This is a genomic window from Pseudomonas sp. PDM13 (assembly GCF_025685765.1).
Lineage (GTDB): Bacteria > Pseudomonadota > Gammaproteobacteria > Pseudomonadales > Pseudomonadaceae > Metapseudomonas > Metapseudomonas solani.
The window spans coordinates 30327-56503 of record NZ_JAOTQU010000032.1; the positions used below are offsets into that span (position 1 = coordinate 30327).

The window sequence follows — 26177 nt, forward strand, 5'->3', positions numbered from 1 at the left end:
CTGGTGGCCAACAACGCGATGGCCGCTCCGCGGACCGTTACTGGCAGGCTTCGCAGTCGGGGTTGTCGATTGAGCAGGCTTGCGGCACGGGTGCCGGTACCGGCGCGGCGGCGGGCGCTGCGCTGAAGCCTTCATCGCTACCGGAGGAAACCGCGTTGAGCTTGCCGGTGTTGATGGTGGACTTCTCGGTGCTGGTGGCGGCCAGGGCACGGAGGTAGTAGGTGGTTTTCAGGCCACGGTACCAAGCCATGCGGTAGGTGACGTCGAGTTTCTTGCCCGAGGCGCCGGCGATGTAGAGGTTCAGGGACTGGGCCTGATCGATCCACTTCTGGCGACGGCTGGCGGCGTCGACGATCCACTTGGTGTCCACTTCGAACGCGGTGGCGTACAGGTCCTTGAGGTCCTGCGGGATGCGTTCGATCTGCTGTACGGAGCCGTCGTAGTACTTCAGGTCGTTGACCATGACCGGGTCCCACAGGCCGCGGGCCTTGAGGTCGCGAACCAGGTAGGGGTTGATCACGGTGAATTCGCCGGAGAGGTTCGATTTCACGTACAGGTTCTGGTAGGTCGGTTCGATCGACTGCGATACGCCGGTGATGTTGGCGATGGTGGCGGTCGGTGCGATGGCCATGATGTTGGAGTTGCGGATGCCTTTCTGTACGCGAGCACGTACCGGGGCCCAGTCCAGGGACTCGGTCAGGTCGACGTCGATGTACTTCTGGCCACGGGCCTCGATGAGGATCTGCTGGGAGTCCAGCGGCAGGATGCCCTTGCTCCACAGCGAGCCGTCGAAGGTCTCGTAGGAACCGCGCTCGTCGGCCAGGTCGCACGACGCCTGGATGGCGTAGTAGCTGATGGCTTCCATGGACTTGTCGGCGAAGTCGATGGCGGCGTCGGAACCGTAGGGGATGTGCTGCAGGTACAGCGCGTCCTGGAAGCCCATGATGCCGAGGCCAACCGGGCGGTGCTTGAGGTTGGAGTTGCGAGCCTGCGGGACCGAGTAGTAGTTGATGTCGATAACGTTATCGAGCATGCGTACGGCGGTCTTGACGGTCTTGGCGAGCTTGGCGGTGTCCAGCTTGCCGTCGACGATGTGGTTCACCAGGTTCACGGAACCCAGGTTGCACACGGCGATTTCGTCTTTGTTGGTGTTCAGGGTGATCTCGGTGCACAGGTTCGAGCTGTGAACCACGCCCACGTGCTGCTGCGGGCTGCGCAGGTTGCACGGGTCTTTGAAGGTCAGCCACGGGTGGCCGGTCTCGAAGAGCATGGAGAGCATCTTGCGCCAGAGGTCCTTGGCGGCGATGGTCTTGTGCAGCTTGATCTTGCCGTAGCCGGCCATGGCTTCGTAGTACTCGTAGCGCTCTTCGAAGGCCTTGCCGGTCAGGTCGTGCAGGTCGGGCACGTCGGACGGGGAGAACAGGGTCCAGGGGCCGTCGTCGAACACGCGCTTCATGAACAGGTCCGGAATCCAGTTCGCGGTGTTCATGTCGTGGGTGCGGCGGCGGTCGTCACCGGTGTTCTTGCGCAGCTCGATGAACTCTTCGATGTCCATGTGCCAGGTTTCGAGGTACGCGCAGACGGCGCCCTTGCGCTTGCCACCCTGGTTCACGGCAACGGCGGTGTCGTTGACCACTTTCAGGAAGGGCACGACGCCCTGGGATTTGCCGTTGGTGCCCTTGATGTAGGAGCCCAGCGCGCGGACCGGAGTCCAGTCGTTACCGAGGCCGCCAGCGAATTTGGACAGCATGGCGTTGTCGTGGATGGCGCTGTAGATGCCCGAGAGGTCATCCGGCACGGTGGTCAGGTAGCAGCTGGAGAGCTGCGGACGCAGGGTACCGGCGTTGAACAGGGTCGGGGTCGAGCTCATGTAGTCGAAGGACGACAGCAGGTTGTAGAACTCGATGGCGCGGTCTTCACGATCCTTCTTCTCTTCGATGGCCAGGCCCATGGCCACGCGCATGAAGAAGATCTGCGGCAGTTCGAAGCGGATGCCGTCCTTGTGGATGAAGTAGCGGTCGTACAGGGTCTGCAGGCCCAGGTAGGTGAACTGCTGGTCACGCTCGTGGTTCAGCGCGCGGCCCAGTTTCTCCAGGTCGTAGGTTTTCAGTTGCGGGTCGAGCAGCTCGAACTCGGCACCTTTCTCGACATAGGCCGGCAGGGCCTTGGCGTAGAGGTCGGCCATCTCGTGGTGAGTGGCGCTCTCGGCCACGCCGAGGAAGCCCAGGCCTTCGGCACGCAGGGTGTCCATCAGCAGGCGGGCGGTGACGTAGGAGTAGTTCGGCTCGCGCTCTACCAAGGTGCGGGCGGTCATCACCAGGGCGGTGTTGACGTCTTTCTCGGCCACGCCGTCGTAGAGGTTCTTCAGGGTTTCGCGCTGGATCAGGGCGCCATCGACTTCGGCCAGGCCTTCGCAGGCTTCGCTGATGATGGTGTTGAGGCGGCCCAGGTCGAGCGGGGTGACGCTGCCGTCGGCACGGGTCACGCGGATGCTCGGGTGCGGCTGGGCGATCTCGCTGGTGCCGCTCTTGCGGGCCTGGGCGCGGGATTCGCGGTACAGGACGTAGTCACGGGCGACCTTCTGCTCGCCGGCGCGCATCAGGCTCAGTTCGACCTGGTCCTGGATTTCTTCGATGTGGATGGTGCCGCCCGAGGGCATGCGGCGCTTGAAGGTGGCGGTGACCTGTTCGGTCAGGCGCGCGACGGTTTCATGGATACGCGAAGAGGCAGCGGCAGTACCGCCTTCCACGGCGAGGAACGCCTTGGTGATGGCAACGGTGATCTTGTCATCGGTGTAGGCGACGACGGTACCGTTGCGTTTGATCACGCGCAGCTGGCCAGGCGCAGTGGCGGCCAGATCCTGGTTGGAATCGGCTGCCTGAGGCGCGTTGGCCTGCGGGTTCTCGCGAGTGGTTTCGGTCTGCATGGGGGTCTCCATGTTCTCTATTTGTTGAGTCGGGTGCGTGAGCACCCGTCATTCCGTTTTCAAACGCCAGTGGCTCGGCCGGGGCCGGGCTGCTGGCGCTTACTACAAGGCAGGAAGGGCAAGGGACACTGACGCCTCCCTGGCACTACAAGTCTAAGGTCGCTGTGTTAAGCCTCAGCGACAAACACAATACCTAGTGGTGCTGGCCCTTGGGCGATACACCGTTCTACCGATTCCAGTCACTTCGTTCGTGTCCTGGGTCGACACTGCCGGTTGGGGCCGGGCAGCGGGTTGGACTCCTAAAGGATCACGGGGTTCGAAGCCTGTGAAAAAGGCATTTCGTGCTTGATTCTGATTGTGTCCCGTGATCTAGCAAAACCCAATATGTAGGGGTCTCGCGTGATGGGGGTACAAGATAATGCGCTATTGGGGGTATTGCAAGGCGATGGGTATTGAACAAGCTGTGGATAACTTGTGGGTGATTTGTGGGTGAGGCGGGGAGGGATTGCGGCAGCCCTTGTGGAGCCTGGGATACACCGTTCGTCGCGGCTGCGACACTCTGGAACGGGCTGTTTCGAGGATGTCGGGCCGTGCGCAAGCTAACACAATATCTAGTGTTTTGTGGGGTTTTTGGCATGCACTGTGCAGAACGGCCGGCGTTGCTACAATGCCGGCCGGTTTCACGGCCTTGATGCAGTTCATTAGGAGTACGTGGTGGAGCAAGAATCCTGGCGCATCCTCATCGTCGAGGACGACCAACGACTGGCCGAGCTGACCCGGGAGTACCTCGAGGGCAATGGCCTGCGGGTGGCCATCGAGTCCGACGGCGGCCAGGCGGTGGCGCGCATCCTCAAGGAGCAGCCCGACCTGGTGGTGCTCGACCTGATGCTGCCCGGCGAGGATGGCCTGTCCATCTGCCGCAAGGTGCGCGGGCGCTACGACGGCCCCATCCTCATGCTCACCGCTCGCACTGATGACATGGACCAAGTGCTGGGCCTTGAGATGGGCGCGGACGATTACGTGTGCAAGCCGGTGCGCCCGCGCGTGCTGCTGGCGCGCATCCGTGCGCTGCTGCGGCGCAGCGAGGGCGGCCTGTCGGAGGCGGTGGAAGAGAACGTGCGGCGCCTGGAGTTCGGCCCGCTGGTGATCGACAACGCCATGCGCGAGGCCTGGCTCAACGAGCGCAGCATCGAGCTGACCAGCGCCGAGTTCGACCTGCTCTGGCTGCTGGCGGCCAATGCCGGGCGCATCCTCTCCCGCGAGGAGATCTTCAACGCCCTGCGCGGCATCGAGTACGACGGCCAGGACCGCTCCATCGATGTGCGCATCTCGCGCATCCGCCCGAAGATCGGTGACGACCCCATGCACCCGCGCCTGATCAAGACGGTGCGCAGCAAGGGCTATCTTTTTGTCAGGGAGGCGGCCGAAGGCCTGCTTTGAGCCTTATATAAGGAGGCGTCGCCCGCAACGACCCGGTCGCCGCACCGCCAACCCGAGAGCCGCATGTTCCCCACCCTCGAAACCCCACGCTTCCGCCTGCGGGAAATCACCCTGGCCGACACCCGCGCCATCTTCGCCGGGCTGTCCCACCCGCAGGTGATCCGTTACTACGGCGTGTCCTACGCCACGCTGGAGGCCACCCGGGTGCAGATGGACTGGTACCGCTCGCTGCTGCGCGAGCGCACCGGCATCTGGTGGGGCATCTGCACGCCCGACAATCCCGCGCACCTTATAGGCGCCTGCGGCTACCACGAATGGGACCATGGCCACCGCTGCGCCGAGCTGGGCTACTGGCTGCTGCCCGATTACTGGGGCGGCGGGGTGATGCGCGAATGCCTGGAAGCGGTAATCGCCCATGCCTTCGCCGCCATGCGCCTGCACCGCATCGAGGCGGTGGTGGACCTGGAGAACCCAGCCAGCAGCGGCCTGCTGCGCCGGCTCGGCTTCACCCATGAGGGCGTGCGCCGCGAGTGCGAGTACAAGGATGGCCGCTACCTCAGCCTCGATTGCTTCGGCCTGCTGGCGGGGGAGGCACGGTGAACTCGATCTTCCTGCGCATCTACGGCGGCCTGCTGGTGACGCTGGTGCTGGTGGCGCTGCTGGGCGTGCTCACCTTCCACCAGGTCAACGAGGTGCGTGCCGACCAGTACCGCGAGAGCCTGGCGCGCGGCACCTTCCGCCTGATGTCCGACAACCTCGAACCCATGACCGCCATCGAGCGGCGCCGCGCCCTGGTGCTGTGGAGCCGGTTGATGGGCATCCCCCTGGCGCTGCAGGACCTGGACGAAGACCGCCTCGACAGCGGCGTGCGCAGCCGGGTGTTGCGCAAGCAGGTGCTGGTGGAACAGACCGGCCCCCACGCCGCCAAGGTCTACAGCCTGGTGAGCGAGCAGGAGCACCTGGTGCTCACAGGCGAGGTGCAGCAGATCAGCGAGCAACTGGCCCGCGCCACCGTCTACCTGCTGATCGACGAGCTGGTGCGCTTCCCGGTGCGCGAGCAGCCCCAGCGCCTCGCCGCGCTCAAGGAGGGCAAGCAGTTCGGCTTCGACCTGCACCTGGTGACCCTCAAGGACGCCGACCTCGACGAAGACCAGCGTCGCCGGGTGGATGAAGGCGACACGGTGATGGCCCTGGGCAAGGGCGGTGATTCGGTGCGCATCTTCGCCGGCATCGTCGACACGCCCTGGGTGCTGGAGATCGGCCCGCTGTACCTGATGAACCCCTACCCGCCGGAGCTGCTGGTGCTGATCGGCCTGCTCGGCCTGAGCTTCATCGGCCTGACCATCTACCTGCTGGTGCGCCAGTTGGAGCGCCGCCTGCTGGGCCTGGAAAGCGCCGCCTCACGTATCGCCCACGGCAAGCTGGATGCCCGCGTGCCGGCCAAGGGCGCCGACTCGGTGGGGCGCCTGGCTGCGGCCTTCAACGGCATGGCCGAGCAACTGCAGCAATTGCTCTCGGTGCAGCGCGAGCTGGTGCGGGCGGTTTCCCATGAGCTGCGCACGCCGGTGGCGCGCCTGCGTTTCGGCCTGGAGATGATCGCCGACGCCGAGACCGAAACCGCCCGGCGCAAGTACATGGAAGGCATGGACGGCGATATCCAGGAGCTGGACAAGCTGGTGGACGAGATGCTGACCTACGCCCGTCTGGAGCAGGGCACCCCGGCGCTGAACTTCCAGCGTGTGGACCTGGATGCGCTGTTCGACCAGGTGATCGCCGAGCTCGCTCCGCTGCGTGTCGCCGTGCGTGTCGAGCGCGGCCAGTGCCTGACCGCCAGCGGCGAGGGTGCTTGGGTCGAGGCCGAGCCGCGCTACCTGCACCGCGCCCTGCAGAACCTGGTGAGCAATGCCATGCGCCACGCCGAATCGCGGGTGCGGCTGAGCTACCAGATCGGCCACAAGCGCTGCCGTATCGATGTCGAGGACGACGGCCCCGGCGTGCCGGAAAGCCATTGGGAGCGCATCTTCACCCCCTTCCTGCGCCTCGACGACAGCCGCACCCGCGCCTCCGGCGGCCACGGCCTGGGACTATCCATCGTGCGACGGATCATCTACTGGCACGCCGGCCGCGCCCAGATCGGCCGCAGCGATGGCCTCGGCGGCGCACGCTTCAGCCTGGTCTGGCCCCGCCGCCAGGGCGATGGGGATTTGCCGCCGTAACGTGCCCCGGCCTGCGGTCGTGCCCGGGCTTTTGTGGGGGCGGTTTCAACCGCGAAAAGACCGATCGCGAATGAATTCCCACGTAGGTTGGGCCTCGCTGCGCTCGGCGCCAACCTACGGGTGTTCAATACGTAGGATGGGTAGAGCTCCGCGAAACCCATCACCTCGAAGCGATGGGTTTCGTACCTCGCGGAACGCCGCCCGCCCCATCCTACGTCGAGACCTGATCCAGACGGCTCAGCGCACTGCCACCAGGCTCAGCAGCCGGTCGTCATACAGCTGGAAATGCCCCTCCAGCTCACAGCCCGTCACCCACTCACCAGCCAGGTCGATCAGCAGCGCGAGGCGTGCCGTCTGCGCGATGTTATCCACAGAGAGCAGCTCGGCATCGTGGAAGTAGAAGCGCTGGCCCACCAGCGGGTAGAGCGCCTTGAACAGGCTTTCCTTGAGGGAGAAGGTCAGGGTCACGCGCTCGGCCTGTGCTTCGGGGGGGAGCAGGGCGAGGCGTTGCAGTTCGGCGGGGGTGAGGATCTCTTCGGCCAGGCGCAGGGCGCGTTCAGGTTCCAGGCGCTGCTCCATGTCCAGGCCCAGGCCACGCCAGTCCCCCTTGCGTGCCACCAGGGCCATCGCCCAGCCGGCGCCGTGGGTGATGGAGCCGCTGACGCCCGCCGGCCAGATCGGCGCGCGGTCCTCGCCGGTTCCCGGGACCTCGCCCCGGCCGGTAAGGGCCAGCAACGCCGCCCGGGCACAGAGGCGGCCCGCCAGGTACTCGCCACGGCGCTTGGCCACCGAGCGCTGGATGTTGGCGGGCGCGACGATGGCGCAGCGGGCGAAGTCCTGCTCGGCCAGCTGCGTCGGGTCGAAGCGGCAACCGCGCAAGGCGATGCCGGGCAGCGGCGTGGCGAAGGGCCAGGCGGATTCCAGGGGGGTACAGAAGGCGGGGAGGGCGGGCGTCATGGGCGCATTCTGCCGTGCCGGCTCGATGGGAGCCAGCGTCTGCGCCGGTTACATATGTTTGCAATCGGGTTACCAAAGCTAAACGGATGCCTCGCGGGCTATTTGCCAGACTAGCGCTGCGTTTCTTCTGGAACGCAGGTGAGGTTGTAGCTTGGAGTCCTGGCCACTGGTCGACTCCGGGCGTTTTCTCTGAATCGAGAACGGGAGCCCTTTTGGGGCTCCCGTTTTTTTTCGTGCCGTGGTCATGGCTGCCCGCTTCAGGACGGTGTTCCGATGCCCGTTCCCGATCGTTCAGCCGAGGTTCAGTGAGGGTTCAGGGGCGGTTCAGTGCCCGCCAGGCAGGATGGCTTCCGTGTTCAAGCACGAATCGAAATCCATCAGAGGAACTCCTCATGAAAACCATCCTGACTCCTATCGCTCTCGCCGCCGGCCTGGCCTTCGCCGCCACTTCCGCCCAGGCAGCCGATCCTTTCGTCAGCCTGACCTGGGGCCAGACCAACAACAACATCCAGAACTCCTCGGCGCTGAATGCCAACCTCGGTGACCCGAGCCTGGACAAGGTGATCCACAAGACCGGAACCTGGGGTGTACGTGCCGGCATGATGGATGACAGCAGCCGCTACTACGCCACCTACGAAAACTTCTCGGACACCGACCGTGGCAACAAGCTGCGCCAGCAGAACCTGCTCGGCAGCTACGACGTCTTCCTGCCCCTGGGTGACAACAACACCAAGCTGTTCGGTGGTGCCACCCTCGGCCTGGTGAAGCTGGAGCAGGACGGCACCGGCATGCGCCGCGACAGCGACATCGGCTACGCAGCGGGCCTGCAGGCCGGTATCCTCCAGCAGCTGAACAAGAACACCTCCATCGAGGCCGGCTATCGTTACCTGCGCACCAATGCCAGCACCGAAGTCGCGCCCCACGGCGGTGACAAGCTTGGCTCGCTGGACCTGCACAGCAGCTCGCAGGCCTACCTGGGCGCCAGCTACAAGTTCTGACCAGTGCCATGCACGGCCGGGCCAAGTGCCCGGCCTTTGCTTGAGGAAATGCCAATGAAATTGCTGGTTGTGGAAGACGAGGCGCTGCTGCGCCATCACCTCCATACGCGCCTCGGCGAGCAGGGCCATGTGGTCGACGCGGTGCCCAACGCCGAGGAGGCGCTGTACCGCGCCGAGGAATACCACCACGACCTCGCGGTGATCGATCTCGGCCTGCCCGGCATGAGCGGCCTCGACCTCATCCGCCAGTTGCGCAGCGGCGGCAAGGCCTTCCCCATCCTCATACTCACCGCCCGCGGCAACTGGCAGGACAAGGTCGAAGGCCTGGCCGCCGGTGCCGACGATTACGTGGTCAAGCCGTTCCAGTTCGAAGAGCTGGAGGCGCGCCTCAATGCCCTGTTGCGACGCTCCTCGGGCTTCGTCCAGTCCACCATCGAGGCCGGCCCCTTGCTGCTCGACCTCAACCGCAAGCAGGCGCAGATCGACGGTGCGCCCATGGCGCTGACCGCTTACGAATACCGCATCCTCGAATACCTCATGCGCCACCATCAGCAGGTGGTGGCCAAGGAGCGGCTGATGGAGCAGCTCTACCCCGGCGACGAAGAGCGCGACCCCAACGTCATCGAAGTGCTGGTCGGGCGCATCCGCCGCAAGCTGGAAGGCGAGCACGGCTTCAAGCCCATCGAGACGGTGCGCGGCCAGGGCTACCTGTTCACCGAGCGCTGCCGTTGAGCCACGCCGCCAGCCCCCGCCGTCGCGCCGGGTTCTCCCTGCGCCTGCGCCTGATGCTGGGCGCCACGGCGCTCGCGGTGCTGTTCATGCTGGTGCTGCTGCCCCTGCTGCGCAGTGCCTTCGACTACGCCCTGGACCAGGCCATCGAGAAGCGCCTGGCCGCCGACGCCAGTGCGCTGATCGCCGCCGCGCGCATCGTCGACGGCCGCCTGGACATGCCGGACAAGCTGCCCGACGAAGAATTCGACAACCTCGACGCCACCCAGCTCGGCTACATCTACGACAGCGACGGCAAGCTGGTTTGGCAGTCGCGTTCCTCCACCGACGAATCCGTGCACTACGAGCCCCGCTATGACGGCCGTGGCCACGAGTTCACCCGAGTGCACGACGTGCGTGGCCGCGAGTTCTTCGTCTACGACGTGGAGATCGACCTGCTGCGCGGCCAAGCTGCTGCCTTCAGCGTGGTCACCATGCAGCCGATGAGCGACTACCAGGTGATGCACGACGGCTTCGTCCACCAGCTCTACCTGTGGCTTGGCGCCGCGCTGTTGCTGCTGTTGACGCTGCTCTGGTTCGGCCTCACCTGGGGCTTTCGCAGCCTGCGCCGGCTCAGCGAGGAACTGGACCAGGTGGAAGCCGGCGCCCGTGACTCCCTCAGCGAGGAGCACCCGCGCGAGCTGCTGCGCCTCACCGGTTCCCTCAACCGCTTGTTGGAGAGCGAGCGCCTGCAGCGCGAGCGCTACCGCAACTCCCTCGATGACCTGGCCCACAGCCTGAAGACCCCGCTCTCGGTGCTGCAGGGCGTCAGCGAGACCATCAACAAATCCGCCAACCCCGAGCAGGCCCATGTGCTGCGCAGCCAGATCGAGCGCATGAGCCAGCAGGTGGACTACCAGTTGCAGCGCGCCACCCTGCGCAAGAGCGGCCTGGTGCGCCACCGCGTGCGCCTGGCGCCGCTGCTCGACCTGCTCTGCGAGGCGCTGGACAAGGTCTACCGCGACAAGAAGGTGCAGGTCGAGCGCGCCTTCGACCCCGCCCTCGACGTGCCCGTCGAACAGGGCGCCTTGCTGGAGCTGCTCGGCAACCTGCTGGAAAACGCCTACCGCCTGTGTCTCGGCCGCATCCGCGTCAGCGCCCTGCAGGGTGCCGATTTCTGCGAGCTGCGGGTGGAGGACGACGGCCCCGGCGTGCCGGTGGACCAGCGTGCGCGCATCCTCAAGCGCGGCGAGCGCCTCGATGCCCAGCACCCGGGCCAGGGCATCGGCACCGCCGTGGTCCGCGACATCGTCGAAAGCTTCGACGGCGAACTGGCCCTGGATGACTCCAGCCTGGGCGGTGCCGAGTTCCGCATCCGCCTGCCCCTGCATTGAGGGTTGGCGGGTTTTCCCCGCTCATCCGGCTTCCTTCCTGGCGGCGGATGTTCGCGAGGTGGCAGGAGGCTGCAGATTCGCATCCAGGGAACGCCGTTCGGCGTTCCATCCCTCCTGTCACCGGCGTGATTTCGAAGACCCACTAAGCTGTGATTCGCCTCCGTGCCCGCGCGCATTTCCTCCCTGGAGTCGATGCGCGTGAAATTTTTTTCGAAGGGCTGTCGAAACCTGCGCAGCCCGTTCGACTAATGGACAGAACCGCCAGCCTGGCGGGCATGAACCCCGAACAAGAAGGAGCGACACGATGCGATTCATGGTGATGGTCAAGGCAACGAAGGAATCGGAAGCCGGCGCGATGCCCAGCGAGGCGCTGCTCGCGGCGATGGGCGCCTACAACCAGGAGCTGATCGACGCCGGCATCATGCAGGCGGGCGAGGGGCTGCACCCCAGTTCCCGTGGGGCGCGGGTGACCTTCTCCGGCAGCAGCCGCACGGTGACCGACGGTCCCTTCGCGGAAACCCGCGAGCTGGTGGCCGGCTACTGGATCTGGGAAGTGGAATCCCTGGAGAAGGCCATCGAGTGGGTCAAGCGCTGCCCCAATCCGATGAGCGGCGAGTCGGACATCGAGATCCGCCAGATCTTCACGATGGAGGACTTCGGCGCCGAGCTGACTCCCGAGCTGCGCGAGCAGGAAGAGCAACAGCGTGTCCAGCTCGAAGCCGGCCAACAACAATAAGGAGAGCACCATGAGAATCAATGCCTACCTGATCTTCGCCGGCAACTGCCGCGAGGCCTTCGAGTTCTACAACGCGACCCTGGGTGGCGAGCTGCAGGTGATGACCTTCGGTGCATCACCGGCCGCCGAGCATGTGCCCGCGCAGTTCCACGACCGCGCCATGCATGCCTGCCTGACCATTGGCGACCAGTCGCTGATGGCGTCCGACACCACGCCGGAACACCCCTATGACGGCATCCGTGGTTGCTCGGTGTCGCTCAACGTCGACTCCATCAAGGAAGCCGAGCGGGTGTTCGCCGCGCTCTCCGCCGGTGGCAAGGTGCAGATGCCGCTGGAGGCGACCTTCTGGGCCGCGCGCTTCGGCATGCTCGAAGACCGCTTCGGGGTGCCGTGGATGGTCAACTGCGAGAGGGATCAGTAAGCCGCGCAAACGCGCAGCGACTGTGCCGGGCATCGATTCCGTCGGGGGCTGTCACTCGTCCTCGGCGGACTCGAGCAGTTCCTTCGGCACTTCGCTGCGCAGCATCAGCTGGCACTGCTGGCTGTCGGGGTCGAAGACGATCACCGCCTGCTTTTTCTCCAGGGCACGGCGCACCCGGGCGACCCGGGTTTCCAGCGGGGTTTCGTCGCCGTTGTCGGTGCCGTCGCGGGTGACGAAGTCTTCGATCAGGCGGGTGAGGGTGTCGGCTTCGAGCAGGTGGTGGGGAATCAGCATGGCGGACCTCAGGGGCAGGCGGCGATCCTAGCGCGATGACCGCCGCGACGCCATGCGCGGGCGTCGGCTCAGGCGGAGTCCTCGCGCAGGTCCTGGCGCATCAGCAGGCGGTCGAGGGTGGCGAAGAGCAGGGCACTGTCCAGGGGTTTGCCGAGGAAGTCGTCCATGCCCGCCTCGGACCCGGCATCGCGGTGCTCATCGAGGATGTGCGCGGTCAGCGCGACGATGGGCACGGCCACCAGTTGGCGGTTGCGTTCGAACTGGCGGATGCGCTTGGTCGCCTCGAAGCCGTCCATCTCCGGCATCTCGCAATCCATCAGGATCAGTTGCACGCCTGCCGGGTCGCGCTCGTATTCATTCACTGCGGCTACGCCGTTGGCGACGGTGCGCACCCGGTAGCCGCGCTTGCGCAGGAAGCCCTGCACCACCAGCTGATTCACCGCGTTGTCCTCGGCCACCAGGATGCAGGGGGCGGAGCTGGAGTCGCTGAAGGCTTCGCCGATGCTGGGGCGCGGCTCCTGGCGGCGCTCCTGATAGAGGTCGCCGAGGGCTTCGCGCAGGGGTACCACGGCCAGCGGCTGGGCCATGGCGATCAGGCGCAGGCCGTTGCTCTGGGGCAGGTTCTGGCACTGCTCGGGTGGGCACAGCAGGAGGATGCGCTGCCCCGGTTCCAGGCGCGGGCGCAGGGAGTCGAGCCAGTGCGCGGCGCTGCCCGGCCAGGGCGCCACCAGCACCAGCAGCGGCGGCACGGCGAAGTCGTCGAGGTATTCGTTCAGGCGTTCGGGCGTCTGGCAGCGCTCGGTGCGCATGCCCCAGCGGCCCAGCAGGCGGCTCAGGGCGTCGAGGCCGAGGCCGTCGAGGGAGGTGAGCAGGGCGGTCTTGCCCTTGAGCAGGCGCAGCAGCTCGTCGTCTTCCTCGGTGCCTTCCTGCAGCGGCGTGTCGAAGGCGAAGCGCGTGCCCTGGCCGGGCGTGCTCTGCACCTCGATGCGGCCGCCCATCATTTCCACCAGCTCCTTGCTGATGGCCAGGCCCAGGCCGCTGCCGCCGTAGCGGCGGGTGGTGCTGGAGTCGCCCTGGGCGAAGGAATCGAACAGCTGCGACAGCGCCTCGTTGCGGATGCCGATGCCGCTGTCGCTGATGGCGAAGATCAGGTGCGGGTCGCCGAGGGAGTTGGAGCGGCGGCAGACGTTCACCGCCACATGGCCTTCGGCGGTGAACTTGAGGGCGTTGCTCAGCAGGTTCATCAGCACCTGCTTGAGGCGCGTGGGGTCACCCTTGATGCGCCGGGGCACGCCGCTTTCCAGGCTGATGTAGAGGCGCAGGCGCTTGTCCAGGGCCTGGGCGGTGAACAGGCTGAGGGTGTCGGAGAGCAATTGCTCCAGGTCGAACTCGATGTGTTCCAGGGTCAGCTTGCCGGACTCGATGCGGGCGTAGTCGAGGATGTCGTTGATCACCGACATCAGCGCGCTGCCGGAGCTGGAGATGGTGTCGACGTAGAAGCGCTGGCTGCGGTCCAGCGGGGTTTCCTTGAGCAGTTGCAGCATGCCCAGCACGCCGTTGAGGGGCGTGCGGATCTCGTGGCTCATCTTGGCCAGGAAGCGGCTCTTGGCGCGGCTTTCGACATGGGCCTGCTCGGCCGCCTGGCGCGAGCGGAAGCCTTCTTCCTTGAGGGTGTTGATGCGGTCGGCGAGGCCGATGGACAGGGTGATCAGCTCGATGGTCACGCCGATCTTCACCACCGTGGCACCGAAGATGCCGAACACCTCCACCCCCAGCGAGCCGGTGGTGGCCTGGATGAAGGCGAACAGCAGGATGCCCCAGGCCAGGGTGTAGTAGGAGCCGTAGCGCACGCCGCGGCGCCAGACGTAGATGCCGGCCAGCAGGAGCAGCAGCGAGACGGCGGAGACGGTGATGCTGGCGAGGATGTTCCAGGCCTGCAGGCCGATCAGCGGCGCCGAGAGGAAGATCGCCATCGTCACCAGCATCGCCACCCGCAGCGCCGTATCGAGGCGCGGGAAGTATTGCTTGGCGTGGAGGAAGTGGCGGCTGAACTGTACGGCGGTGAGGCAGTGCAGGTACATGAGGATGTAGATGCTCACCGACTGGAAGGCCACGTGCTCGGGCAGCAGCTTGAACAGCATGCCGTCGAAGCAGGCGGCCAGCAGGCCGACGTTGAGGTTGTAGGCCAGGTACCAGAGGTAGGCCGACTCGCGCAGCGAGATATAGAGGAACAGGTTGTAGAAGAACATGGCGAACAGCACGCCGTAGAAGGCGCCGTTGAACCCCATGAGGTTTTCCTGGGCCGCGGCGCTGGCGCCGTAGGTGCTGAAGAACAGCGGCACGAAGATGGTGCTGGTGCTTTCCACCCGCAACAGCAGGGTGTTGCTGCCGGGCTGCAGGTCGAGGGGGAACCAGAAGTTGCGCACCTGCACCGGGCGCTGGGCGAAGGCGAAGCTGTCGCCGCTTTCCTGTTCCTGCAGGTGACCGTCGGGTTCGAAGAGGAAGACCTTGATGTGGTCCAGCAGCGGGTAGTTGGCTTCCAGGTAACCCGAGAGCGGGTGCTGGCGGCTGTTGACCATGCGCACCTTGAACCACCAGACCGAGCTGTTCTTGCCCAGGTTGGCGTGCTCGCCACGGACCGGGGTGAAGGCTTCGTCAGGGAGCTTGCGCAGATCGCCGACCTGCAGCGTGCCGTCCCGATCCTCGAGGTAACCCATGAAGGGGCTCAGCGACAGGCGCAGGTCATCACGGTCGAGGGGGGCGCTCGGAAGCGCCCAGGCCTGGCCGGCAAGGCAGAACAACAGGAGCGCCAGACAGAGGCGAGGCATCCTTTCACCCCGTGGTTTTTATTACCTGTGGCCTGGCACTTTGCCTTTATGTGAGGTGGCCATCAAGCGTCGCTTTCGCCCTTGCCTACGAGACTTCCGACAGTCGGTACGCGCGTGTCGTTTTCCATCTGCGCGGTGTGTTCCAGCTGGTGGCTGAATGGCTCCAGGGAGTTCTGCGCATTGTCGGCGTCGCTGGCGAATACCGGCGGGCTCATCATGTAGGCGCCCAGCAGCCGGGCCATGGCTTCCAGGCTGTCGATGTGGGTGCGCTCGTAGCCGTGGGTGGCGTCGCAGCCGAAGGCCAGCAGGGCGGCGCGGGTGTCGTGGCCGGCGGCGATCGCCGACTGGGCATCGCTGTGGTAGTAGCGGAACAGGTCGCGACGAACGGGGATGACGTTCTTCTCCGCCAGCTTCAGCAGGTGCCGCGAGAGGTGGTAGTCGTAGGGGCCTGCCGAGTCCTGCAGGGCGACGCTGACGGCGTGCTCGCTGGAGTGCTGCCCGGGGGCGACCGGGGCGATGTCGATGCCGACGAACTCGCTGACGTCCCAGGGCAGCGCACCGGCGGAACCGGAGCCGATCTCCTCGGTGATGGTGAACAGCGGGTGGCAGTCGATGGGCGGCACCAGCTTGGCTTCGGTGATGCCCTTGAGCGCGGTGAGCAGGGCGGCGACACCGGCCTTGTCGTCCAGGTGGCGGGCGCTGATATGGCCGCTCTCGGTGAACTCGGGCAGCGGGTCGAAGGCGACGAAGTCGCCGATGCATACGCCCAGGGATTCGCAATCGGCACGGGTCGAGCTGTAGGCATCCAGGCGCAGTTCGATGTGATCCCAGCTGATGGGCATGCTGTCCACTTCGGTGTTGAAGGCGTGCCCGGAGGCCAGCAGCGGCAGCACGCTGCCACGGATCACCCCGGTGTCGGTGAACACGCTGACGCGGCTGCCTTCGGCGAAGCGGCTGGACCAGCAGCCCACCGGCGCCAGGGCCAGGCGGCCGTTGTCCTTGATCTGGCGGACGATGCCGCCAATGGTGTCCAGGTGCGCCGCCACCGCGCGGTCCGGGCTCTTCTGCCGGCCCAGCAGGGTGGCGCGGATGGTGCCGCGACGGGTCAGCTCGAAGGGGATGCCCATCTCCTCAAGGCGCTCGGCGACGTAGCGCACGATGGTGTCGGTGAAGCCGGTGGGGCTGGGGATGGCGAGCATCTCCAGGAGCACCTGGCGCAGGTAGTTGATATCGGGTTCGGGGAGCTTTCTGGCAGTCATGGCGTCTCCTTTGCGAAGTGCCGGGCCCGCAGGCCCGGGACTCAGGACAGCGGCTGGCTGAGCGGGAACAGCAGGTCGATGAAGCGCTCTGCCGTGGGTTGCGGCTGGTGGTTGGCCAGGCCGACCCGCTCGTTGGCCTCGATGAATACGTAGTCCGGCTGGTCGGCGGCGGGCACCAGCAGGTCCAGGCCCACCACCGGGATGCCGAGGGCGCGGGCGGCGCGGACGGCCGCCTCGTCCAGGCGCGGGTGGAGGATGCCGGTGACGTCCTCCAGGGTGCCGCCGGTGTGCAGGTTGGCGGTGCGGCGCACGGCGAGGTGGGTGCCCTCGGGCAGCACATCGTCGTAGCCGTAGCCGGCGTCCCTGAGGGTGCGTTCGGTCTCGTCGTCGAGAGGGATGCGGCTTTCACCACTGGTGGCGGCCTGGCGCCGGCGGCTCTGCGCCTCGATCAGCGAGCGGATGCTGCGCTGGCCGTCGCCGACGATCTCGGCCGGGCGACGGATCGCCGCCGCGACCACTTCGTAGCCGATCACCACGATGCGCAGGTCGTGGCCCTGGTGGAAGCTTTCCAGCAGCACGCGGCTGTCGAAGCGCCGGGCGTTGTCGATGGCCGCCTGCACGTCCTCGATGCTGCGCAGGTCCACCGCCACGCCATTGCCCTGTTCGCCGTCCACCGGCTTGACCACCACGGCGCCGTGCTCGGCGAGGAAGGCGGCGTTCTCTTCCTCGGTGCCCGCCAGGCGCTGGGCCGGCAGGCTGAGGCCGGCGCGGGCCAGGGTGCTGTGGGTGAGGGTCTTGTCCTGGCACAGGGTCATGCTCACGGCGCTGGTCATGTCCGACAGCGACTCGCGGCAACGCACGCTGCGCCCGCCCTGGCTGAGGCTGAAAAGCCCCGCGTGGGCGTCGTCGACGCGGACTTCGATGCCACGGCGGTGGGCCTCGTCGACGATGATCCGCGCGTAGGGGTTGAGGTCCTGCTCCGGGCCGGGGCCGAGGAACAGGGTCTGGTTGATGCCGTTCTTGCGCTTGATGGCGAAGGTCGGCAGGTCACGGAAGCCGAGCTTGGAATACAGCGCCTTGGCCTGGCGGTTGTCGTGCAGCACCGACAGGTCCAGGTAGGCCAGGCCACGGCTCATGAAGTGTTCGATGAGGTGGCGCACCAGCGCCTCGCCGACGCCGGGGCGGTTGCATTGCGGGTCCACCGCCAGGCACCAGAGGCTGGAGCCGGCCTCCGGGTCATGGAAGGCCTTGCGGTGGTTGAGGCCCATCACGCTGCCCACCACCTGGTTGCTGGCCGAATCCTCGGCCAGCCAGTACACCGGGCCGCCCTGGTGGCGCGGGGTGATGGCGTCCTGGTCCACCGGCAGCATGCCGCGGCTGCGGTAGAGCTGGCTGATGGCCTGCCAGTCGTCCTCGCTATGGGCGCGGCGGATGCGGAAGCCACGGAAGGCCCGGCGTGCCGGGCGGTAGTCGGTGAACCACAGGCGCAGGGTGTCGGAAGGGTCGAGGAACAGCTGCTGCGGCGCCTGGGCCAGCACCTGCTGGGGCGCCGCCACATACAGGGCGATATCGCGTTCGCCGGGGCTCTCGGCCAGCAGCTCGCGGGCGAGGCTGGCCGGGTCCGGGTAGGTGTGGCCCAGCAGCAGGCGGCCCCAGCCGCAGTGCAACACCTGGACCTGCTCCGGCTGTTCATCCTTGTGCTCTTCCGCCAGGCGTGCCTGCAGGCGCTCGTAAGAGGGCGCCTGGCCGCGCATCAGGCGCTGGCTTTGCACGTATTCCTGGCTGGTAAAGAATTTCATCGCGAATCTCTCCTTAGAGCCCCTGCTCGTTGAGCCAGAGGTTGAGCGCCGCCATCTGCCACAGCTTGGAGCCGCGCAGCGGGGTCAGGTCTTCAGCGGGGTTGGCCAGCAGGCGTTCGAGGGTGGCGGCGTTGAACAGGCCGCGATCCTGGCTCGGGTCCAGCAACAGTTCGCGCACCCAGTCGCGGGTCTTGCCCTGCAGGTGCTTGAGGCCGGGCACGGGGAAGTAGCCCTTGGGCCGGTCGATCACCTCGTGGGGAATGACCTGGCGGGCGACTTCCTTGAGCACCTGCTTGCCGCCATCGCCCAGCTTGAAGCGCGAAGGGATGCGCGCGGAGAGCTCCACCACGCGGTAGTCGAGGAAGGGCACGCGGGCTTCCAGGCCCCAGGCCATGGTCATGTTGTCGACGCGTTTGACCGGGTCGTCCACCAGCATGATGGTGCTGTCCAGGCGCAGGGCCTTGTCCACCGGGTCTTCGGCGCCGGAGCGGGCGAAGTGCTCGCGGACGAAGTCGCCGGCCACGTCCCCGGTGAGCCAGGCCGGCTGCACGGTGTCGCGGTAGTCGGCGTGGCTGCGGTCGAAGAAGGCCGCGCGGTAGGTGGCGAAGGGGTCGGCCGTGTCGGCCAGCGGCGGGTACCAGTGGTAGCCCGCGAACAGCTCGTCGGCGCCCTGGCCGCTCTGCACCACCTTGCAGTGCTTGGAGACCTCGCGGGAGAGCAGGTAGAAGGCGATGCAGTCGTGGCTGACCATCGGCTCGCTCATGGCGCGGAAGGCCGCCGGCAACTGCTCGATGATCTCGTGCTCGCCGACCCGCAATTGGTGGTGGCGGGTGCCGTAGCGGCGGGCGATGAGGTCGGAGTACTCGAACTCGTCGCCGCGCTCGCCGCCGGCATCCTGGAAGCCGATGGAGAAGGTCAGCAGGTCCTCGACGCCGGCCTCGGCCAGCAGGCCCACCAGCAGGCTGGAGTCGACGCCGCCGGAGAGCAGCACGCCCACTTCGCGGGCCGCGCGCTGACGCACGGCGACGGCATCGCGCAGGCTGCCCAGCAGCAGGTCGCGCCAGTCAGCCAGTTGCAGCCCGGCCTCGTCGGCGCGATGGCCGTAGTCGAGGTTCCACCAGGTGCCCTGGTCGATGTTGCCGTCGGCGTCGACCATCATCCAGCTGGCCGGCGGCAGCTTCTCGATGCCCTTGACCAGGGTGCGCGGTGCCGGCACCACGGCGTGGAAGTTGAGGTAGTGGTTGAGCGCCTCGGCGTCCAGGGTGCCGTCGATATCGCCACCCTTGAGCAGCGCCGGCAGGCTGGAGGCGAAGCGCAGGCGGCTGGCCGTGCGCGACAGGTACAGCGGTTTGATGCCGAGGCGGTCGCGGGCCAGGAACAGGCGTTGGCTGCCCGGCTCCCAGATGCCCAGGGCGAACATGCCGTTGAGCTTGGGCAGCATGTCCTTGCCCCAGGCGTGCCAGGCCTTGGCCAGCACCTCGGTGTCGCCGCCGGAGCGGAAGCGGTAGCCGAGGCCCTGCAGCTCTTCGCGCAGTTCGGGGAAGTTGTAGATGGCGCCGTTGAAGCTCATCGCCAGGCCCAGGTCGGGTTCGACCATCGGCTGCGCAGAGCCGTCGGACAGGTCCATGATCTTCAGCCGGCGATGGCCCAGGGCGATGGGGCCCTGGCTATGGAAGCCCCAGGCATCGGGGCCGCGAGGGGCGAGGTGATGGGTGATTCGTTCGACCGCAGCCAGGTCGGCGGGTCGCTTGTCGAAGCGTAACTCTCCAGAAATGCCGCACATAAGTCCTTACCGGTTCTGCCGTTGGGGATACCCCTGCTTTCAAGCAGGCGGTAAGAGTCCGACCGGTATTTTTGCGGATGGTTTAGATCAAATAGTTATTAGAGAAAGAGCCGCTTTGCGGCCCGGGAGCGCGTTTCAGAGGCGGCCGCAGGCACGGTTGGCGGGCACGGCGATGTCCATCAGACGCGGGTTCGGCAGGCGCAGGCTGGCCATCAGCGCCGCATAGGCCTCGGCGTCCGCCACCTGCAGGCGCGGGTTGTGGGCGCGTTCCTCGGCGATGCTCGAACGGGTCCAGCCGCGATAGTCATGGCCGGGGCACACCTCGGTGTCGTCCGCCAGCGCCAGCAGGCGCCCCAGGCTGGCCCACTGGGCGCGGGCGTCGCCGTTCTGGAAGTCGGTGCGGCCGGTGCCGCGGATCAGCAGGGTGTCGCCGGTGAACACCCGCGCTGGAGCTCCGTCGGCTGTGCTGCCGGGCAGCAGGAAGCAATAGGAGTCGGAGGTGTGCCCGGGGGTGTACCAGGCGATCAGCTCGCGGGCGCCGAAGCGCAGGCGCGAGCCCTCGGCGAAGGTGAAGCTGGCGCAGGCGCTGCCGCTTTCGACACCGAAGCCGCTGTGGCAGCCGGTGGCCTCGCGCAGGTCGCCCAGGGCGGTGATGTGGTCGGCGTGGGTGTGGGTGTCCAGGGCCAGCACCAGGCGCAGGCCAAGTTCGTCGAGCAGGCGCAGGTAGGCGTCGAGCTGTTCCTTCACCGGGTCGATCAGCACCGCCTCGCCGGCGTCGGCGAGCAGGTAGGTGTAGGTGGAGCTTTCGGCATCGAAGAGCTGGCGCAGCAGCATGGTGCAATCTCCTCAGATCAGTTTCTGCAGGGCCACCGACAGGCTGGTGATCACCAGCAGCACCGCGAACAGGCGTTGCAGCGCCGGGCCGCCCAGGCGGTACGCCAGGCGGTTGCCGACCAGCATGCCGAGCGCGCCGCCGAAGGCCAGGGCGCCGAGCAGCAGCGCGGGGGGCTGGGCCTGCCCCAGGTAGAGCAGGAAGCCGCCGCCGGACACCACCACGACCACCGCCAGGGAGGTGGCGGTGGCGGCCATGACCGAGAGTGGCGTGAACCAGAGTAGCGCTGGAACCACCAGGAAGCCGCCGCCGACCCCCATCAGCCCCGACAGCACGCCCACGCCCAGCCCTATGGCCAGCAAGGGCAGATAGCGCACGGGGCCGCTGCCGGCGCGCGGCTGTTTGGCGCCGCGCCACAGGCGCCAGGCCGACCACAGCACCAGCAAGCAGAAGCCGGTGATCAGCAGGCCCTCCGGCACCCACTGGCCGAGCCGTTGGCCCAGGGCGCTGCCGGGCAGGCCACTGGCCGCGAGCAACAGCACCGGTCGCCAGGCCACCAGGCCCTGGCGCAGGCGCAGCAGGGTGCCGACCAGGGCGGTGAGGGCCACTGCGCCGAGGCTGACGCCCACCGCGTCGCGCAGCGGCAGGTGCAGGCTGAGCAGCAAGGGCAGGGCCACCAGCGAGCCGCCTGCGCCGGTCAGCCCCAGCAGCAGGCCGAGCAAGGTGCCGATGGCGAGGGCTTCGAGGAGCATCAGCGGTTCCAGGGCATGCGGGCGAGCACCAGGGCCAGGCCACAGGTCCCGCTGAGGCCGGCGAAGGTCAGGCCGGCGCCGACGAAGCCGCTCAGCAGGTACCAGCCGGGATGCAGCCAGGTGCCGAGGACCACGCCCAGCAGCACCAGGCTGCCGGCGCTGATCTGCACCTGGCGCTGCAGCTCCAGGCCGCCGCCGCTGCCTTGGCGGGGCATGCCGCAGGCCAGGCAGGCCTCGGTGCCACCTTCGATCACCTGCACGCCCGGCAGCAGGGCGCTCAAGCGCTCGGCCGCCTGGCGCGCGCGCTGGCCCTTCTGGCAGATCAGGTAGAGCTCGTCGCCGCCGTTGAGGCCTTCGCCGCGTAGGCGCTCGGCCAGGCGCGCGGGGTCCAGGCTGCCCAGGGGTTGGTTGCGGGCACCGGCGATGTGCCCGGCGCGGTATTCCGCCGGGCTGCGCACGTCGACAAGGAAGCGGACCGCTCCCCGCTGGTGCAGCTCGGCGAAGCGCGGTGCGTCGATCAGGCGGATGGTGTCGTCCATGTCGGGTACTCCCCTGGGGTATGTGTCAGGTGTACTTGGTGAAGATCGCGCGCACCCGCGCCAGGGTTTCGGCGGCGTCACGATCCGGGTCGAGCACGGTTTCCTCGACCAGGCAGGCGAGCATCTCCTGGTAGGCCTTGTCGAGCGCCTTGCGGGCGGCGGAGAACTGCTGGGCGATGGCCTCGCAGGGCTCGCCGCGGCGGATCATCGCCTGGATGCCGCGCACCTGCCCCTCGACCCGGGCCAGGCGCTTGAGCATGGCGTCCTGATGCTCCGGGGTGGGGCCGCTCATGGCGTCACCGCGCGCGCAAAGGGGGAAGGCTCGCGCGCTTCGCTGGCGACGTGGCCACGGGCGCGGCGGTGCGAAGAGAGGCTGAGGGGCATGGCGGATACTCCATGGGGTTCATACCCTGGGGAGTATAGGTTCGCCCTGTGTGGCTGTCAGCTGCGACGCGTTGCCGCCGGGCGGATGGGGGCCCGGCTGCGTCGTCAGTGGCGCTTGAAGGCTTCCTTCCAGACATCGAAGCGGTAGCGACGGTTGCCCACCAGCAGGTAGAAGACCGCCGCCAGGCCGGCACCGATGAACCAGCTGAAGCTGGAGAGGGCCTCCAGGCTGGGCAGCAGCACCAGGGCGATGGCGATGATGGCGGCTGGCAGCAGGGCGGCCAGGGCGCGTGGGTTGACGCCGTGGCGGTAGTGGTAGGCGGCGTCGGGCGCGGCGCTGTAGAGCGCGGGGATATCCAGCCGGCCCCGGCGTACCAGCCAGTAGTCGACCATGATCACCCCGTACAGCGGCCCCAGCAGTGCCCCCAGGGCGCCGAGGAAATACAGGATCACCTCCGGGCTGTTGTACAGGTGCCACGGCAGGATGAGCGCACCGAGGGCGGCGGCCAGCAACCCGGCGCGGTGGAAGTTCAGCTGCCGTGGCGCCAGGTTGCAGAGCACCAGGGCCGGGGCGACGAAGTTGGCCATGATGTTCACCGCCACGGTGACGATCAGCAGCGCCAGGCAGCCGAGCACCAGGAAGGGCTTGGCGGGGATGGCCGCGACTATGTCGGTGGGGCTGGTGATGACCTGGCCGTCGATGGCGAACTGGCTGCCGGCGAGCACCACGGCGATGCAGCCGAACAGCAGCATGTTCACCGGCAGCCCCCAGAAGTTGCCACGGCGGATGGTGCGCGCATCGGGGCAATGGCGCGAGAAGTCGCTGAAGTTCAGCAGCATGGTGCCGTAGAGGCTGATCCACAGGGCCGCGCCGGAGCACACGCGGAACCAGCCGGCGGCACCGCTGGCGGGTTCGCTGCTGGCCCAGGCGATGCGCAGGCCGGCCTTCCAGTACATCCAGGCGGCGAGCACCGCGAGGGTGAGCAGGATCACCGGGCCGGCGAAGGCTTCGTAGCGGCGGATCATCTCCATGCCGTAGGCCATGATCGCCAGTTGCAGCAGCCACACCCCGATGAAGCAGGCCCAGCCGAAGGGTGAGAGGCCGAGCACATCGCCGTCGCTCCAGGCGGCCAGCCCCGGTGCCAGGGTCAGCAGCAGGACGCCGAGCACCAGGGAGGCGAGGTAGGTCTGGATGCCGAACCAGACTACGGCGATCACCGCGCGGATCAGCGCCGGAAACTGCGCGCCACGGGTGCCGAAGGCGACCCGGCAGATCACCGGGTAGGGCAGGCCGGTGCGTTGGCCGATGTAGCCGGAAATGTTCATCAACCCGTAGATCAGCAGCGCGCCGAGGCCCATGGCGGCGACGATCTGGCCGCCACTCATGCCGAGTGCGAAAAGGCCGATGGCGAAGCTGTAGTTGGCGACGTTGTGCACGTCGTTGGTCCACAGCGCGAACAGGCTGTAGCTGCCCCAGTGCCGCGCGTCGGGGCTGTTGGGGGCGAGGTCGTCGTTATAGAGGCTGGGGCTGGGGTCGAGTGGCAGCCGTATCGGCTCCTGGTTCTGGGAGAGGGGCATCCGCGGTTCCTCGCATCCTCGGGGTCGGTCGCCCCGGGCGGGGCGGCGGGAGCACAGGCTCCAGCCGGCGGATTGTGCGGAGGTCCGTGGCGGATCGCAGCAGGGCGGGATTCGCGCAGGGCGGTGTGGATATGTTTTATAACTTCATGATTTATATGAAGTTATAGGATTTAAGGAAGATGGCGCTCAGCCCTGCTGGCGCTTTCTGGCTGGCCGAGGCGGCGAAGCCAGCCGTACCTGTCAGGTACGGCTGGCGTTCTTGCCGCGAATCAGCTGGCGCAGGGGAAAACGGTTCGGGTGGCAGGCTTCGGCCACATCGCGGGGCACCGGCAGGGGTTCGTCGTCCAGCCAGGCGGCCAGCAACTCGGCGGCCAACGGTGCGGTGATCAGGCCCCGCGAGCCATGGCCGCTGTTGACGTAGAGGCCGTCGAGCCAGGGCGCCGGTGCATCCGGCACCTGGCGTGCGTCGCGGCCCAGCACGGCATAGGTTTCGGCGAAGGCGGCGGCGTCGCACAGCGGGCCTACCAGTGGCAGGTAGTCCGGCGTGGTGCAGCGGAAGGCGGCGCGGCCTTCCAGCAGCGCCGGGTCGAGCTGCTCGGCCTGTAGGCGTTCGGCGAGGTCCGGGGAGATCTCCTGCAGCAACTCGAGGTTGCCGGCGTGCTCGGCGGTGGTCGGCGCCAGGTCCTGGCTGTGGAAATCGAAGCTGGCGCCCAGGGTGTGCTCGTCGTTGCGCACCGGTGCGACATAGCCTTCGGCGCAGACCACGGTGGCCAGCGCGCGGCTGCTGGCGGTGGCCGGCAGGCGACTGATCTGCCCACGGATGCGCTTGAGCAACATGCCGGTGGCCTGGGGGAAACGGAGGATTTCGGCGGCGCCGGCCAGCACCGCGATCGGTGCTTCGGCCAGCACCTGCTCACCGTCCAGCGCCTGCCAGCGGCCATTCTCGCGGCGCAGCTGCAAGGCCTCGCTGTGGGGCAGTAGGCGGATGCCGGGTTGCCCGGCCAGCCAGCGGCACAGGGCGGGTGGGTGGACCCAGCCGGCTTCGGGGTAGAACAGCCCGCCAGCAGGCAGGGCGACGCCGGCGATGGCTTCGGCCTCTTCACGGTCGAGCCGACGCAGCAGGCCGGCGGGGAAGGCGGCGGCCAGGCTCACCTGGCGCTCGGCTTCCTTGGCTTCGAAGGCCAGCTGCAGCACGCCGCAGCCTTGCCAGTCCTGGTTCGGCTGCAGGTGCTGGAGCAACCGGCGGGTGTGGCCGAAGCCGCTGACGATCAGGCGCGACAGTGCCGTGCCATGGGCGGAAAGCTTGAGGTAGAGCACCCCCTGGGGGTTGCCGGAGGCCTCCTCGGCAACGCCGGCATGGCGCTCCAGCAGGGTCACCTGCCAGCCACGGGCGGCGAGGCTGGCGGCGCTGGCGCAACCGGCCAGGCCGGCGCCTATCACCAGGACCTGGCGCTCGCCCGCGAAGGGGGAGGGGCGGGCGAACCAGGGTTTGCCGGCGCTGGTGGGCTCGCCCAGGAAGCGGCCCTTGCTCATGTGCCACTTGCTGCCGAAGCCCTGGGCGCGGCGGATCTGGAAGCCGGCCTCCTTGAGCGCGCGGCGTACGAAGCCGGCGCTGGTGAAGGTGGCCAGGGTGGCGCCCGGCGCACTGAGCCGCGCCAGTTGGGCGAAGAGTTCGGGGGACCACATCTGCGGGTTCTTCGCCGGGGCGAAGCCGTCGAGGAACCAGGCGTCGATGCGGGCATCCAGCTTGGGCAGGCAGTCCAGCGCATCACCCACCAGCAGCGTCAGCGTCACCCGCCCCTCGGCAAAGAGCAGGCGCTGGAAGCCGGGGTTCACCGCGCGGTACTGGTCCAGCAGCGCACCGGAGAAGGGCGCCAGTTGCGGCCACAGCGCCAGGGCGCGGGCGAGGTCTTCGCGGGCCAGGGGGTACTTCTCGACGCTGACGAAATGCAGGCGTGCACCGGGCGGCGCCAGCTCGTCGAACAGCTGCCAGGTGCTGAGGAAGTTCAGGCCGGTGCCGAAGCCGGTCTCGCCCACCACCAGGCGCTCGCCGGCGGCCAGTTCGGCGAAGCGCCGGGGCAATTCGTTGCCGTCGAGGAAGGTGTGCCGCGTCTCGTCGAGCCCCGAGACGGGGGAGAAATAGACGTCGTCGAATTCGCGTGACAACGGCTGGCCCTGCTCGTCCCAGGCGAGCAGCGCGTGATGGAAATCGGACATGGAGGACCCCGGCGGAACGAAGCGCGAATAGTAGCCGATCAGGCTGGGCGGGAGAGTGCGACAGGGGGACGCTTGGGGCGATGCACTTTGGGATTGGGCGCTTCGCGAGCAGAGCT

Annotated in this window: 21 protein-coding genes; 8 read left to right on the forward strand and 13 right to left on the reverse strand. The window is 67.4% G+C overall.

Annotation, left to right across the window (positions count from 1 at the left end):
• Positions 1-37: 37 nt before the first annotated feature.
• Positions 38-2926, reverse strand: coding sequence for a ribonucleoside-diphosphate reductase subunit alpha (locus tag OEJ36_RS26480; protein ID WP_263404047.1), 2889 nt, complete (start codon positions 2924-2926; stop codon positions 38-40).
• Between the two features lie 714 nt (positions 2927-3640).
• Here OEJ36_RS26480 and OEJ36_RS26485 point away from each other — a divergent pair.
• The 3 genes from OEJ36_RS26485 to OEJ36_RS26495 all read left to right on the forward strand — a co-directional run bounded on the left by OEJ36_RS26485 (position 3641) and on the right by OEJ36_RS26495 (position 6582).
• Positions 3641-4366, forward strand: a complete 726-nt coding sequence (locus OEJ36_RS26485) for a response regulator (protein ID WP_021218407.1) — start codon at positions 3641-3643, stop codon at positions 4364-4366.
• A 63-nt stretch (positions 4367-4429) separates the two neighbouring features.
• On the forward strand, positions 4430-4966 hold the full coding sequence (locus tag OEJ36_RS26490; RefSeq protein ID WP_263404048.1) for a GNAT family N-acetyltransferase: 537 nt from the start codon (positions 4430-4432) through the stop codon (positions 4964-4966).
• Positions 4963-6582 (forward strand): ATP-binding protein, encoded by a 1620-nt coding sequence (locus tag OEJ36_RS26495; RefSeq protein ID WP_263404049.1) that lies wholly within the window; start codon positions 4963-4965, stop codon positions 6580-6582. The genes OEJ36_RS26490 and OEJ36_RS26495 overlap by 4 nt, the downstream gene beginning before the upstream one ends.
• 237 nt (positions 6583-6819) lie before the next feature.
• On the opposite strand, the gene OEJ36_RS26500 is transcribed toward OEJ36_RS26495, so the two are convergent.
• Positions 6820-7539, reverse strand: a complete 720-nt coding sequence (locus OEJ36_RS26500; protein WP_263404050.1) for a 4'-phosphopantetheinyl transferase — start codon at positions 7537-7539, stop codon at positions 6820-6822.
• A gap of 392 nt (positions 7540-7931) precedes the next feature.
• Here OEJ36_RS26500 and OEJ36_RS26505 point away from each other — a divergent pair, with 392 nt between their 5' ends.
• The 5 genes from OEJ36_RS26505 (at position 7932) to OEJ36_RS26525 (ending at position 11796) form a co-directional block, all read left to right on the forward strand.
• Positions 7932-8537, forward strand: a complete 606-nt coding sequence (locus OEJ36_RS26505) for an outer membrane protein (protein ID WP_263404051.1) — start codon at positions 7932-7934, stop codon at positions 8535-8537.
• 54 nt (positions 8538-8591) lie between these two features.
• Positions 8592-9269, forward strand: coding sequence for a response regulator (locus tag OEJ36_RS26510; protein ID WP_263404052.1), 678 nt, complete (start codon positions 8592-8594; stop codon positions 9267-9269).
• Between the two features lie 53 nt (positions 9270-9322).
• Positions 9323-10639, forward strand: coding sequence for an ATP-binding protein (locus OEJ36_RS26515; protein ID WP_263404087.1), 1317 nt, complete (start codon positions 9323-9325; stop codon positions 10637-10639).
• 304 nt (positions 10640-10943) lie between these two features.
• Positions 10944-11375, forward strand: a complete 432-nt coding sequence (locus tag OEJ36_RS26520; protein WP_263404053.1) for a YciI family protein — start codon at positions 10944-10946, stop codon at positions 11373-11375.
• Between the two features lie 10 nt (positions 11376-11385).
• Positions 11386-11796, forward strand: a complete 411-nt coding sequence (locus OEJ36_RS26525) for a VOC family protein (RefSeq protein WP_263404054.1) — start codon at positions 11386-11388, stop codon at positions 11794-11796.
• Between the two features lie 51 nt (positions 11797-11847).
• Here the strand turns inward: OEJ36_RS26525 and OEJ36_RS26530 are convergent, their stop codons facing one another.
• From OEJ36_RS26530 to mnmC, 11 genes are all read right to left on the reverse strand, one after another.
• Positions 11848-12090, reverse strand: coding sequence for a YheU family protein (locus OEJ36_RS26530; protein ID WP_021218416.1), 243 nt, complete (start codon positions 12088-12090; stop codon positions 11848-11850).
• A 68-nt stretch (positions 12091-12158) separates the two neighbouring features.
• Positions 12159-14918, reverse strand: a complete 2760-nt coding sequence (locus OEJ36_RS26535) for a hybrid sensor histidine kinase/response regulator (RefSeq protein ID WP_263404055.1) — start codon at positions 14916-14918, stop codon at positions 12159-12161.
• Between the two features lie 62 nt (positions 14919-14980).
• Entirely contained in the window at positions 14981-16177 is a 1197-nt protein-coding gene (locus OEJ36_RS26540) for an osmoprotectant NAGGN system M42 family peptidase (protein WP_021218418.1), read from the reverse strand.
• Positions 16178-16218: 41 nt separating this feature from the next.
• Positions 16219-17976, reverse strand: a complete 1758-nt coding sequence (gene ngg / locus OEJ36_RS26545; RefSeq protein WP_263404056.1) for an N-acetylglutaminylglutamine synthetase — start codon at positions 17974-17976, stop codon at positions 16219-16221.
• A gap of 13 nt (positions 17977-17989) precedes the next feature.
• Positions 17990-19759, reverse strand: coding sequence for an N-acetylglutaminylglutamine amidotransferase (locus OEJ36_RS26550; RefSeq protein ID WP_263404057.1), 1770 nt, complete (start codon positions 19757-19759; stop codon positions 17990-17992).
• 135 nt (positions 19760-19894) lie between these two features.
• Positions 19895-20593 carry an MBL fold metallo-hydrolase gene (locus OEJ36_RS26555; RefSeq protein WP_263404058.1) on the reverse strand — a complete coding sequence of 233 codons (699 nt, stop codon included), beginning with the start codon at positions 20591-20593 and terminating at the stop codon, positions 19895-19897.
• Positions 20594-20605: 12 nt separating this feature from the next.
• Positions 20606-21343 (reverse strand): sulfite exporter TauE/SafE family protein, encoded by a 738-nt coding sequence (locus OEJ36_RS26560; RefSeq protein ID WP_263404059.1) that lies wholly within the window; start codon positions 21341-21343, stop codon positions 20606-20608.
• Positions 21343-21882: a rhodanese-like domain-containing protein gene (locus OEJ36_RS26565; RefSeq protein WP_263404060.1), complete on the reverse strand. Its 540-nt coding sequence runs from the start codon at positions 21880-21882 to the stop codon at positions 21343-21345. Before OEJ36_RS26565 ends, OEJ36_RS26560 begins: the two co-directional genes overlap by 1 nt.
• A gap of 25 nt (positions 21883-21907) precedes the next feature.
• Complete coding sequence (locus OEJ36_RS26570) at positions 21908-22174, reverse strand: metal-sensing transcriptional repressor (RefSeq protein WP_263404061.1); 267 nt, start codon at positions 22172-22174, stop codon at positions 21908-21910.
• 197 nt (positions 22175-22371) lie between these two features.
• Positions 22372-23844 carry an NCS1 family nucleobase:cation symporter-1 gene (locus tag OEJ36_RS26575; protein ID WP_263404062.1) on the reverse strand — a complete coding sequence of 491 codons (1473 nt, stop codon included), beginning with the start codon at positions 23842-23844 and terminating at the stop codon, positions 22372-22374.
• A gap of 240 nt (positions 23845-24084) precedes the next feature.
• Positions 24085-26061 (reverse strand): bifunctional tRNA (5-methylaminomethyl-2-thiouridine)(34)-methyltransferase MnmD/FAD-dependent 5-carboxymethylaminomethyl-2-thiouridine(34) oxidoreductase MnmC, encoded by a 1977-nt coding sequence (gene mnmC, locus OEJ36_RS26580; protein ID WP_263404063.1) that lies wholly within the window; start codon positions 26059-26061, stop codon positions 24085-24087.
• Between the last annotated feature and the right edge of the window lie 116 nt (positions 26062-26177).

Bases quoted from the DNA above. Each gene is read 5' to 3' on its own strand.
- OEJ36_RS26480 (WP_263404047.1), bottom strand. From the start codon at position 2,926: ATGCAGACCGAAACCACTCGCGAGAACCCGCAGGCCAACGCGCCTCAG.
- OEJ36_RS26490 (WP_263404048.1), top strand. From the start codon at position 4,430: ATGTTCCCCACCCTCGAAACCCCACGCTTCCGCCTGCGGGAAATCACC.
- OEJ36_RS26500 (WP_263404050.1), bottom strand. From the start codon at position 7,539: ATGACGCCCGCCCTCCCCGCCTTCTGTACCCCCCTGGAATCCGCCTGG.
- OEJ36_RS26505 (WP_263404051.1), top strand. From the start codon at position 7,932: ATGAAAACCATCCTGACTCCTATCGCTCTCGCCGCCGGCCTGGCCTTC.
- OEJ36_RS26510 (WP_263404052.1), top strand. From the start codon at position 8,592: ATGAAATTGCTGGTTGTGGAAGACGAGGCGCTGCTGCGCCATCACCTC.
- OEJ36_RS26515 (WP_263404087.1), top strand. From the start codon at position 9,323: ATGCTGGGCGCCACGGCGCTCGCGGTGCTGTTCATGCTGGTGCTGCTG.
- OEJ36_RS26520 (WP_263404053.1), top strand. From the start codon at position 10,944: ATGCGATTCATGGTGATGGTCAAGGCAACGAAGGAATCGGAAGCCGGC.
- OEJ36_RS26525 (WP_263404054.1), top strand. From the start codon at position 11,386: ATGAGAATCAATGCCTACCTGATCTTCGCCGGCAACTGCCGCGAGGCC.
- OEJ36_RS26530 (WP_021218416.1), bottom strand. From the start codon at position 12,090: ATGCTGATTCCCCACCACCTGCTCGAAGCCGACACCCTCACCCGCCTG.
- OEJ36_RS26535 (WP_263404055.1), bottom strand. From the start codon at position 14,918: ATGCCTCGCCTCTGTCTGGCGCTCCTGTTGTTCTGCCTTGCCGGCCAG.
- OEJ36_RS26540 (WP_021218418.1), bottom strand. From the start codon at position 16,177: ATGACTGCCAGAAAGCTCCCCGAACCCGATATCAACTACCTGCGCCAG.
- ngg (WP_263404056.1), bottom strand. From the start codon at position 17,976: ATGAAATTCTTTACCAGCCAGGAATACGTGCAAAGCCAGCGCCTGATG.
- OEJ36_RS26550 (WP_263404057.1), bottom strand. From the start codon at position 19,759: ATGTGCGGCATTTCTGGAGAGTTACGCTTCGACAAGCGACCCGCCGAC.
- OEJ36_RS26555 (WP_263404058.1), bottom strand. From the start codon at position 20,593: ATGCTGCTGCGCCAGCTCTTCGATGCCGAAAGCTCCACCTACACCTAC.
- OEJ36_RS26560 (WP_263404059.1), bottom strand. From the start codon at position 21,343: ATGCTCCTCGAAGCCCTCGCCATCGGCACCTTGCTCGGCCTGCTGCTG.
- OEJ36_RS26565 (WP_263404060.1), bottom strand. From the start codon at position 21,882: ATGGACGACACCATCCGCCTGATCGACGCACCGCGCTTCGCCGAGCTG.
- OEJ36_RS26570 (WP_263404061.1), bottom strand. From the start codon at position 22,174: ATGAGCGGCCCCACCCCGGAGCATCAGGACGCCATGCTCAAGCGCCTG.
- OEJ36_RS26575 (WP_263404062.1), bottom strand. From the start codon at position 23,844: ATGCCCCTCTCCCAGAACCAGGAGCCGATACGGCTGCCACTCGACCCC.
- mnmC (WP_263404063.1), bottom strand. From the start codon at position 26,061: ATGTCCGATTTCCATCACGCGCTGCTCGCCTGGGACGAGCAGGGCCAG.